Origin of the sequence: Cohnella sp. CFH 77786 (assembly GCF_019400745.1) — a bacterium.
In the GTDB taxonomy this organism is placed as follows: Bacteria; Bacillota; Bacilli; order Paenibacillales; family Paenibacillaceae; genus Cohnella.
Genome location: NZ_WJIB01000031.1, coordinates 1 through 11625 on the forward strand (window position 1 = coordinate 1; position 11625 = coordinate 11625).

Annotated in this window: 4 protein-coding genes; all 4 read right to left on the reverse strand. The window is 64.8% G+C overall.

Translation table 11 applies throughout. The features are described 5' to 3' along the window. The coding region (locus GE107_RS26005) for a type I polyketide synthase (RefSeq protein WP_219644617.1) at nt 1-7435 on the reverse strand (7435 nt) is incomplete at its 3' end. A 54-nt stretch (nt 7436-7489) separates the two neighbouring features. Continuing rightward, nucleotides 7490-9112 carry a type II CAAX endopeptidase family protein gene (locus GE107_RS26010; RefSeq protein WP_219644618.1) on the reverse strand — a complete coding sequence of 541 codons (1623 nt, stop codon included), beginning with the start codon at nt 9110-9112 and terminating at the stop codon, nt 7490-7492. Further along, complete coding sequence (fabD, locus tag GE107_RS26015) at nt 9109-10413, reverse strand: ACP S-malonyltransferase (RefSeq protein ID WP_219644619.1); 1305 nt, start codon at nt 10411-10413, stop codon at nt 9109-9111. Before fabD ends, GE107_RS26010 begins: the two co-directional genes overlap by 4 nt. Beyond that, the coding region (locus tag GE107_RS26020; protein WP_255570881.1) for a phosphopantetheine-binding protein at nt 10410-11625 on the reverse strand (1216 nt) is incomplete at its 5' end. The genes GE107_RS26020 and fabD, both read right to left, overlap by 4 nt.

The following is an 11625-nucleotide window of genomic DNA, read 5'->3' on the forward strand; positions in this document are numbered from 1 at the left end:
CCGCCATCAGCCCGACCGGCTCCTCCGGCGCCAGCCCCCCTTCCCGCAGCGCCCGCGCGATCCGGCCGGAACGCTCGTCCAGCTCGCGGTACGTCAGCGTCTCCTCCGCGAACGCCGCCGCGACGCGGTCCGGCGTCCGCTCCGCCTGCTGCCGGAACATCGCCGGCAGCGTCAGCTGCTCCGGATACGGCGCCTCCGTGTAATTGAACCCCTCCACGACCTGCCGCCGCTCCTCGTCCGTCATCCATTCCAGGTCCGCCAGCCGCGCCGAAGGATCGCGGACGATCCCGCGGATCAGCGAGCCGAACGCTTCCGCCCAACGCTTCACCGTTTCCGCGGCGTAAATATCGGCCGCATACTGGATTGTCAGCGTGAGTCCGCCTTCTTCCTCCAAAGCGGACAAGCCGACGTCGAATTGGGAAACCCCGAAATCGAACGGCTCCGGCCGGACGGAGATTTCCGCAGCCGATAGATCCGCATGCTCCATGTTCAACATCGAGAACATCGCGTCGAACAGCGGATTGCGGCTGGCGTCGCGATCCGGCTGCAGGCGCTCGACCAGCTCACCAAACGGGGTTTCTTGGCGGCCCAGCGCGCTCAGTACCTCCGACTTGACGGCGCCGAGCAGCTGATCGAACGTGAAGTCCGGATCCGCCTGCAGCCGCAAGGGCAGCGGATTGACGAAGACGCCGACCATCCTGGCGGTTTCCGGTCGGCTTCTACCGGCGACGGGCGTACCGACGACCAGATCGGTTTGCCGGGTCAGCTTCATAAGCCAAGTCGCGTAAGCGGCGAGCAGCACCATGAAAAGCGTCGCGTCCGATTGCCGCCCCAGCCGGTTCAGCCCGTCCGTCCGTTCCCTGTCCACCCGGAGGATCAACTGGGCACCCGCCGAGCTTTTGATCGCCGGACGCGGCCGGTCGGCGGGAAGCTCCAGCTTCGGAACCCCCTTCTCGAACCGCCGGAGCCAGGAGCCGAGCGATTCCTCGAAGCGGCCCGCTTCCTTCTCCGCTTTCTGCCAGACGGCATAATCCTTATACTGCAGATCCAAGGGCGGCAGCCCGCGGTCCGCGTACAGCGCGAGGAAATCGTCCATGAGCACGTTGACGGAAACGCCGTCCGCAACGATGTGATGGATGTCGAACGCCAGAACGTGCGCTTCCTCCGCCAGCCGGAACAGCCCGACCCGGTACAGCGGAGCCCGATGCAAGTCGAATGGGCGAACGAACGCGCGCAAAGCATGCCGCAGCGTCTCTCCCTCTTCCGTCTCCTGCTCTTCGATATCCGCATCCATCGCCGGATGAATGATTTGAACCGGATCGCCTTCCCGCAGCTCGAAGGAAGTCCGTAAAGCTTCATGCCGTTCCGCCAGTCTCCGGAAAGCCCGGCGAAGCCGCTCCCGGTCGAGAGGACCGCTCAGCCGAAGCACCGTCGGAATGTGATAAGCCAAGCCTTCCGGTTCGAATCGCTGCAGGAAATACATGCTGCGCTGTGCCGACGAAACGGGATAGGACTCCGCTTCGGGAGCACGCGCGAGAACGGAGGCCGACGCAACCGGTTGCGTCCTTCGCGCTTGTTCGATCAGCCCGGCCATTTGGTTCAGCCGCGGGTGGTCGAACAAATCGACCAGCGTTACACGGACGCCGAACGCCCGGGCAAGCTGCGACACGAGAGAAGCCGCCCGCAGCGAATCCCCGCCGACGTCGAAGAAATGGTCGCTGCGCCCGTAGGTACCGCCGCCCAGCACCTTCGTCCACATTCCCGCGATCGCCTCTTCGACGTCGCCGGCGGGAGGCTCGTAAGGCGCTCCCGCTCCCGCGCCGCCTCTGTCGTCGCGCGGCGTTTTTCCTTCGTCCGGCAAGGCAATGACGGACGATGCGTCGGGATAACGAAGCGGCAGCAGGTAAGCCCGGTGAGGCAGAAGCTCTTCATTCCCGTAAGGCACCACCCAGTCGTAAGATTTCCCGTCCGAGAACGTTCCCGTTCCTGTTTCCGTTTCCGTCCCGGCGGCAAAAGCCGTCAAGGAGGCGCCGCGCTGCTCTCTCGCAGGTGCCGATTGCCCGTAGGCCTCCTCCGCCGCGATCCGGACGCCTTCGTAAAACTCTACGTGCCCGGGCGCTTCCGGCACCCGGGACAGCGGAATGGACAGACGGGCCGAAGCCCCTGCCCCCTCCGGAAGCGCCGCGCCGCTCGCGCCCATCCAACCGGATTCCTCCAGAAAACGCTCAAACGGACGGTTCTTCGCCGTGCGCGTGAACTCCGCGCGCAGCTCCGTGCAGCCGTTCGCTTCCGCAAAGCGCTTCAACCCCGCGCAAACGGCCTGCTCGACGCCCCGGCCGAGGACGCGGCAGCTCAGCAGAAACAGATCGAGGACGAGAGCATCGCCTTGCACGGTACCCGACACCAGGCCGATCCGGCCGTAATCCCCGTACCGGTCTGCGGCCTCAACCATCCACAGGCGCGCCCCCTCGGCCAGACTCCGCGCGCGCATGTCCTCTTCCGTAAGGCGAATGCCGTTCAGGTTGAACTGGTTCGTCCGCGCGGTCAATTGCGCCGCCCGTTCCGTCTCGTCCGGCGCAAGCGGGCGCATGCCGACCTTCAGCTCCAGGCCGCGCAAATACTGCTCCAGCGTCTCGCCGGAACGGGCCGCGGCTTGGCGCTTCCGCTCGGCTTCGTAACCCGCCGCCCGTTTCCGGTCTTCCTCCGTCACCCGCAAACGGTCCCACGCCCATACGTGTTCCAGAAAAGCGGGAATCTCGCGCTCGTCCGGCAGCTTCAGCGTCAGCACCTCCGGACGCTCCGCCATCATGCCCAGGCATTCCGCCGCGTTGTCGTCGACGAAAATGAAGCTGTCCAGCCCGAGCCCGAGCTCTTCCGCCATTTCCCGCACGTTGTCCGGCTTCGGACTCCAGTTGACCCGCCAGGCCGAAAAATGCTCCTTGCGCAGCAGCATGTCCGGATGCCGGTCGAACACTTCCCACAAATCCGCTTCGTTGTTTTTGCTGCAGAGCGCGAGCAGCATCCCTTCGCTGCGCTTCCGCAGAAGCAATCGTTGGAAGGAGGCGAAAGCCGGGGGCACGGACACGCCGAGCGGACCGTCCTCCCCGCACACGCCGCGCCACAGCGTGTTGTCCGCGTCGACGGCGACCACCTTGAACGGATGTCCGTTCCAACCGATCAGCGCGCGGGCGATTTCCGTTCCGACGGCGGCATAAAAGTCCTCCGTATAAGGAATCCGTCCTTCCTCGTACGCGACCGGATCTTCGACGATCCGAACCCGGTAGCGGGCCGCCATCGCCGTGCCGTCCAATAGATGGACGGGAGCCGCGGCGGATGCGATCTCCCGGATCCGGTCCGCGAAAGTCCGAACGGACGCCTCCGGCAGCCCGCCCAGCGGCCCGTTCTCGGAGAACGGCAACAGCGCCACGATCTGAGGCCCGCGGTCCGACCGTCCCCGCATGATGCGGAACAACGTCTCGAAGTCGTCTGCCAGCCGCGCCAGTCCGTCCTCCGAGGCCGTTGCGCCTGCCGCGAGCCAATCGTCCGGCCGAACCAGGGCGATCGTCGCGGCCGCTTCCGAGGGTTCGGCATCTTCCGCCAGCAGGTACTGGACGATTTGGTTATAGGGAGCGAACGTGATTTCGGGCGCGATGCCGAACCGCCGCAGCCATTTGGAGAGCGGGCCCGTCACCGGCTCCGCGGTGAACGACGAGGCGATGCGGACGGCGAGGAGCCTTTCCGGCGCGGAAGGAAGCCCGTCATTGAGCCGCCTTCTGCGGTCCAGCTCGCTCCGTTCCGCGGCCTCGAACAAGCGGACGCTTCCGATCTCGGCGTCGGCATCCTCGCTCATGGCGGCCGCAAGCTTACGATAATCGTCGGCCAAGCGGGCAACAGTCGATTCCCGGAACAGACCGGAATCGTATTCGATCACAGCATGCAGTTCTCCGCCGGCTCCGGGAAACACGTCCATTTTGACGTCCAGGGACGATGTTGCCCTCTCGAGCGGGTATTCGGAGAACGTCAAGCCGCCCGCCTCGAACCGCTCGCTTCCCGCAGCGTGATTGTGGAACACGAGCATCGTATCGTATAGCGGATTGCGCGAACGGTCCGACCCCGCGCCCAGAGCAGACGCCATTTCGTCGTACGGGAACCGGCCGTTGCCGTAAGCCTCGGCCGTTGCCCGCCCGACGTCGTCCAGCAGACGGGAGAACGTCATGCCTTCCCGAACCCGGACCCGAACGGGCAGGAAGTTGATGAAGATGCCGACCGCATGGCGGAATTCCGTCTGTTCCCTTCCGTTCACCAGCGAACCTACGATCAAATCTTCCTGTTCCGTATAACGGTTCATCAATAAGGCATACAGCGAAAACAGCACCGTATGAAGCGAAACTTGCCGCCGTTTGGCCAACTCCCGCAGAGCGTCGGCCTCTGGGGCCGTCAGCGAGAAGCGGAACGTCCCGCCTAGAAGCGTCCGCGTCTTCGGCCGGGGGAAATCGAGCGGAAGCCGAAGCTGCGGAAGGGGGCCGGCAAGCGTCTCTTCCAGCCAATACGAACGCTGCTTCCGCATTTCGGGAGACTCGGCCATGTCGCGCTGCAGGCGCACATAGTCGCGGTAATCCGCTTTCTTGGAAGGCAGCGCCTGACCGGCATACAGAGCCGTCATCTCCTGCAGCAGCAACGCGAGCGAAGCGCCATCCGCGATCAGATGGTGCGTATCCAGCAGGAGCAGATGCCGATTTCCCGGCGCGGATGCGATTCCTGCGCGGAACAGGGGCAGCCGGGACAGGTCGAACGGCCGCACGAACCCTTCGGCGAATGCCGGCCAAACGTCTTCCGAATCGACCTGCGCTTGCGTCAGCTCGACCTCCGGGAACGGGTGAACCCGACCCGCCGGCACCCCTTCGTCCGTCCACTCGAACGTCGTGCGCAAGCTTTCGTGCCGCTCCGCGAGCCGGACGAAGGTGAATCGCAGTCGCTCCGGATCCAGCGGCCCCTCGATGACGTAAGCCAGCGTCATATGATGGCGGAGATCCGCTTCCGTCTGCCGGCTCGCGAGGAAAATGCGCAGCTGGGCGCGCGAGAGGGGGAATACGATCGCCGCTTCCGGAACCTCCTTCGCCGTGCCGGATACGAAAGACTCTTCGGCTTGCAAGTCCGGCTCCGCCGTACCCGCGCCGCTCCCGTCGAGATAAGCGGACAAATCGGCGACCGTGGGATGGCCGAGCAGGTCGGCCACCCCGATTTCCCGGCCGAACCGCTCGGTCAGTTCGGTTACGATTTGAAGCGCCAGGATGGAATCCCCGCCCAATTCGTAATAATGGTCTCGGATGCCGAGCGAGGAGAAGCCCAGCACGCGCCCCCACGCCAAGGCAACGGCTTCCTCCGTGGCGGAATAGACGCCGTTGTCCCGTCCGGTCAGCAGAACGGAAGTCCGTGCCGCCTTGCCGGAATCGGCCGCCGTTTCCGTTTCTTGCGCGCTTTCCGCCGGTATCCGGTATGACGCGTCCCCGGCTTCTTCCACCCAGCAACGGATCCGATCGAACGGATACGCCGGCAAATGGATTTTCCTGCAAGCCGCGTCCCGGTACAGCAACTCCCAGTCCCAGACTCCGCCTTCCGCGTATGCGCGGCAAAGCCGTTCCGGCGGATACTGGAGCCATTCCTCCCCCATAACCGGAGCCGAACCCGCGGAAGTATCCGCACGCCCCAGCCAAATGCCGGAGACGAGCCGGGGGGAGGCCCAGGCGTCGGCAGGCGGGGCGGCGCTTTCGGCATCAAGCTTCTCCCGCAGCGTCCGGAGCTTGTCCGCGAGTTCGCGCACGGAACCGGCCGCCATCGCCGCCCGGTACTCATAATGCCCCCTTCCCGTATTCGCGGTATAGCAGAAATCGGCCAGTGCCGCGTTCCCCGCGCCGGCTTCCTCCAGATAACGCGCATAGCTTTCCGCAAGACGCCCCAGGGCCGTTGCGCTTCGCGCCGACAGCGCCAACACCTGAAGCTTCGCGGTGTCTCCTTCTCCGGGAACTGCAGCCGGAACTCCTATGGGCGGAGCTTCCTCCAGCACGGCATGCACGTTCGTCCCGCTCATGCCGAACGAGCTGACGCCCGCCCTGCGCGGCATGCCGTCCCCTCCGGGCCACGAGCGCAGCAAATCGCTCACGTACACCGGAGAATCGACGAACGGGATGTCCCGGTTCGGCTCCCGGAAGTGCAGCATCGGCGGAAGCTGCCGCTCATGCAGCGCGAGAGCGGCTTTGATCAGGCCGACGATGCCCGCGGCCGTGTCCAGATGCCCGAAATTCGTTTTGACGGAACCGACGGCGCAGAACTGCTTGCGGTCCGTGAAGCGCCGGAAAGCTTGCGTGATGCCGGCGATTTCGATCGGATCGCCCAGCCGAGTGCCGGTTCCGTGCGCCTCGATGTAGCCGATCGTCTCCGGATCGATTCCGGCGTCCCCCCACGCCTGGACGATTACCTCTTCCTGCGCGAGCACGTTCGGGGCGGTGATGCCGACGGAAGCGCCGTCCTGGTTCGCGGCGCTTCCCTTGATCACGGCGTAGATCGCGTCCCGGTCGCGAAGCGCCCGACCGAGCGGCTTCAGCAGCACCGCCGCCGCGCCTTCCCCTCCGCCCGTGCCTTCCGAGGCTTCGTCGAACGTTCGCGCCCGGAAATCGGGCGATTCGATGCCGATCCGAATGCCCATATCGATCGGGAGCAAGTAAGTTTTGACCCCGCCGACGAGCGCCGTCTCGCACTCCCCGCTGCGCAAGGCCTGCATGGCGAGGTGAAGAGCGAGAAGCGAGGATGAGCAGGCCGTATCCACCGTAAGCGCGGGGCCTTTGAGATCGAGCAGGTAGGAAATCCTTCCGGCTACGATCGACGAGAGATTGCCGGGAATCGCCAGGGACAGCGAAGCCGGGTCCCGCTCGGCGACCAGCCGCTTGTAATCGTGGAACGCATCCCCGTTATAGCCGACATAGACGCCCGTCCGGCTGCCGGCAAGTTTCCGCCCCCCATACCCGGCGTCCTCGATCGCGCTCCAGGCCGTCTCCAGCCACAGGCGCTGATTGGGGCTCATCAGCGCGGCTTCTTTCGGCGAAAGACGGAAAAACCGATGATCGAACCTATCTATTTCTTCCAAATAAGCGCCGTCATAATAGGAAACCTTTCTTCCCGGCAGCCTCGTGCCGGACAGCATCGAATCCGCGTCCCGGCGGCGCGTTTCCGGGAACGGACCGACGGCGTCGAAGCCCTCCGCCACCCGCTGCCAGAACCGGCGGACGTCATCCGCTTGCGGCAGCCGGACGGCCATGCCGACGATCGCCACGTCTCTCCCGGAAGTCTCCTCTATCCCCGCATCCCCTGCCGTTCGCTCCGGGCCGGAAGCCTCGGCAAGCGGCGTTTCCGCGTCGTCCCACCAAGCATGTTCCCGCAATCGGATCCCTTCCTTTCCCTATTCGAGCCGAACCCGTCTGCCGAATCGCGGCCATCAGGCTCCGACGCCTACTTTGCCGGCTTCCGGCACGGAAGCGGCGGCAGGCCGGCTGATCCGCCACAGGCCGTACAGAATCGCGAGAATCGCAACCGAGCTGGCGGCCATCACCGCGTACAGCGCGGCACCGCCCGGCAAGCCTCCGCTATGCCGGATGATGTAATAAGCCGCGAACAAGACGTATTCGTTCACGATCGTCAGCCAGATCGAGCGGTGCCACACGTAGAGCAAACCGAAGATGACGGCGCCGGCCGTTCCGTATAGCATCAGGGGCAGATCGCCCGAGAAGAACAGGATGCCGTAGAAGACGCCGGTGGCGACCATCGATACGGGCAGCGGCAACGCCCGGCGAAGCTCGTTGAAGATGAGCGCCCGGAACAAAATCTCCTTGTACACCGAATTGAGGACGAAAAAGCTGAAGAAAACCCAAGCATTTTGCGCCAGAAAAAATCCGACGATCCCCTCGAAGCCGGGGGCAGCCTTCGCCACTTGCGGGATGCTGAACAAGCTCATGACCCACAGCGCCATGCAAACGGCGAGAATGACGTTCAAAACGTGCGCTTTCGCCCCAACCTTGCGGAACTGCGCGATGGCAATCAGGTCCTTGCGGTAAAACTTCTTGAGCACGAAATGGTAGAGCGGCATGGCAAGGAGCGCGTTGGCGTAAAGGCCGATGATGCCGTGTTCCCTCAGCGCCGGATACCGGGGCAGAACCGCCTGCTCCCAGATGACGACCAGAATTTGCAGCAAGCCATAATAAATCCCGACGTAAACCGCGAGGTTGCCAAGCATGACCCCGTATTTCTTCGCGGCTGCCGCGCCTCCCCATAGGGCAACGAGCGTTAGCGCGATGAGCAGCAGCGCCGCCGCCGCGACGGCAAGCAGCAGAAGGTCGGGCCATTGGGCCATGGCGTTCAGCCAGCCCGTCCGGTCCGCGATCATGATGAGGCAATTCACGACGGCGCCGATGCCGATCGATGCCCATAGCGACTTCATCCGGAGATACACGAGACAATAGAGCACGCTCAGGAAGAAAGAGGTGACGCTGATCCAAAACGAAGGCTGAAAATAGCCATAGATCAGCGAGGTGAGAGGCAGCGACAGCCAAACGGGCATCGAAGCGTTCAAAGCGTTGAACACGATGCCCCGAAACAGGATTTCTTCGAAGCAGACGGCCAGAAAACCGACTCCTGCCAGCACGTAGACAAAGTTGTCGGCCTTGCCGAAGGTGTCCACGTACCTCGCGAAATCCTGCGTATGGTTTCTCACCGCGCTCAGGTTCATCACGGCCAGAAACAGCAGCGTGCAGCCAAGACCCATTACCGCGATTTGCGCCCATTGCGTCCGGTTCAAGGCGGCGAAGCGCGCGGTTCTCAGGATGCCCGGACGCCTCCCTTTCGTTAGCGAGGTATGCGCCCGGGAGACAATCAGGAAAAGCGCGAACGCGATGGCGAAGACGAGGCATAAGAAAACGGGAATGTTCCGCTCCAAGTACGCCCGATATGCCGGAAAATTCCGCAGCAAGAGCGATTCGTGCAACACGGTGACGAGCCAGAACGCAAAGAGATAGACGGCCGAATAGGCGAGCGAACCCCCTGCGGCGAGCAGCTTGGTTTTCATTTTGCGACGCCTCCTTGGTTGACGGAATCCGGGCGAATCTCGAACAGGTGCGACGTTCCCGTTTCTTCGAGGAGCCGGGACAGCCGCAGCCGCCTTTCGTCGGGATCGGTCCGTTTGGTCTCGAACTGGCTTAGGAGCATGTCCCAGCCCCGTCGAAGCTGCTCTTCGGTCGGGGAGGCACCCTTCCGTTCGATCTCCCTCGCCAGCGCCTCGACTTCGCGATAGGGCTCGATCACTCCGATCCGATAGGACTCGGGATCGGCGAAGCCGCGATTGCGGGTCGCCGCCGCGATCCCCAAGCAGCGGGACAGAAAGGACGTTTGCCCGGACACGGGAACAGGTCTTACCGAGGCCGAGGGACGCGGCGCCTCATGCGGGTTTTCCTTCAGGCCGTCGTCCGACGCCCGCGCGTCCGTTAGCGGGGCGAACGATTGCCACAGCCGGGTCAGCACGCGCCCCGGTCCGAGTTCGAACGCCCGACCGACGCCCAGATCCCGCATCGTTTCCATGCAGTCCAACCACCGCACGGGCTGCGTTAACTGCAAGGCAAGCAGCCGGATGAATTCGGACCTGCCGCCCGTATGGAGCTGTCCTGTCACGCCCGAGAGCACCGGCCGCCGGGGGACGTGAAACGCGCAAGCCTCCAGCCGCTCCCGGAACCGCTCCGACGCTTCTTCCATTAATGGACTATGAAACGCCGCGCCTACGTTCAGAAACGTAAAGCGAGCGCGCTCGCCCGAAAGCAGCTTTTCGAGCCTGAGCAAGGCATCCCGATGCCCCGAAACGACCCGCTGCTCCGGAGAATTGATGCCCGCAAGCACCGCGACGGAACGATCGTCGCTTGCTTGCGCAAGCAGCTCCTCCAGGCGTTCGCCGCCGATGCCGCCGACCGCCGCCATGCCTCCCGGACGGCGGCGGGCCGCCTCCTGCATGAATTCGCCGCGCGCCCGGACGAGCCGTACGGCATCCGCGAAGCCGAGCGCGCCGCTGCAAGCGAGCGCGGAGAATTCGCCCAGGCTGTGGCCGGCGCAAACGGCCGGCTCGACCGGCGCGGCCGTCTCATCCTCTGTCCAAGCCCGATAGGCCGCCACGCTGTGCGTCAGAATCGCCGGCTGGGCGTTCTCCGTTCGCGTAAGCTCGGCCATATCTCCTTCCGCGCAGAGCCGGAGCACATCCCAGCCGAGCGCGTCGCCCGCTTCCTCGAACGTCCGCCGGGCCGCCGAATACCGCTCGGCAAGGGCTCTGCCCATTCCGACGTATTGCGAGCCTTGTCCCGGAAACAACAAAGCGCTCTTGCTCATCCCGGATCCTCCCCCGAAATCGCCGCTTTCTCCTGGGCGGCCGCCGGCTGCTCCCGCGCCTGCTTCTCGCCGGCGAGTCGGCTGCACCACATCGGAAAAGCCTGCAGCAGCTCCTTGAGCTTTTCCCTGCGGATCTTGCCGGCGTCGTATTCGATTTCGACCGTCCACGCCGTACCGGCCGTTCCGACCGCAATCGTCAAGTCCGTCTTACCCTTCCATTCGCGCGGCAGCTCCCCGGCAAGGCCGTTTCGGTACAGAGGGACAATGGCGTCCGTCCCCGCGGATGCCCCGGCGGCGAATTCCGGCAGCGCCGCATCCGCGGAGAGAAACGCGCGAAGCCGTTCAAGCAGCTCCGAAAATCCGCGGGCCGCGTTCAGATCGATCTCCGCCACGCGAATGCCTTGGCCGAAGCCGGCCACCGGCAAATCGAACCGCGGCTGCCGGAACATCCGGGCGAGCAGCACGACCCAGATGCCGAGCGCCGGCAACGCGGGCTCCGTCCGTTCGGCTTCCGCGATGTCCCGCAGTTCCCGGACGGTTGACGCCGCTAACGTGAGCTTCAGGTAATCCGCCGCTTGCGGCCGGCGTTCCGCGGGTCCCCAACCTCCCGGCACGCGCAGCGGCACGAGCGCCGAACGCTTCGGCGTCCTGTTGTGGCGGTCGAGATATTCGGCCAGCTTGGCCACGGACGGATAGGCGAACAGATCCGTAACGCTCAAAAGCCTTCCGAATTCCTGCTCCAGCCGCTTGTGCATCCGAACGAGCAGCAGCGAGTGGCCTCCAAGCTCGAAGAAGTTGTCGTGGACGCCCACCCTCTCGCGCTGCAGCAGCTCGGCCCACAGCGCCGCCAGCTTCATCTCCGTCCCGTTCTCCGGCGCCGCGTATTCCGTCCCCGTCGCCATCTCTTCCTCCGGCTCCGGCAGCGCCTTGCGGTCCGCCTTCCCGCTCGCCGTCAGCGGCATCGACTCCAGCTGCACGAACGCCTCCGGGATCATGTACGCCGGCAGCCGCTCCGCGCAGTGCCGCCTCAGCTCTCCCGACGTGCACGCCCGGTCCGCCACCACGTACCCGACCAGCCGCTTGCCCCCGGCCTCGTCGTCCCGCGCCGCCACCGCCGCCTCCGACACCGCCTCGTGCAGCAGCAGCGTCCGCTCGATTTCCCCCAGCTCGATCCGGTACCCCCGGATCTTCACCTGGTCGTCGATCCGCCCC

Coding starts and splice junctions, on each gene's coding strand:
- fabD (WP_219644619.1), bottom strand. CDS start 10,413: ATGAGCAAGAGCGCTTTGTTGTTTCCGGGACAAGGCTCGCAATACGTC.
- GE107_RS26010 (WP_219644618.1), bottom strand. CDS start 9,112: ATGAAAACCAAGCTGCTCGCCGCAGGGGGTTCGCTCGCCTATTCGGCC.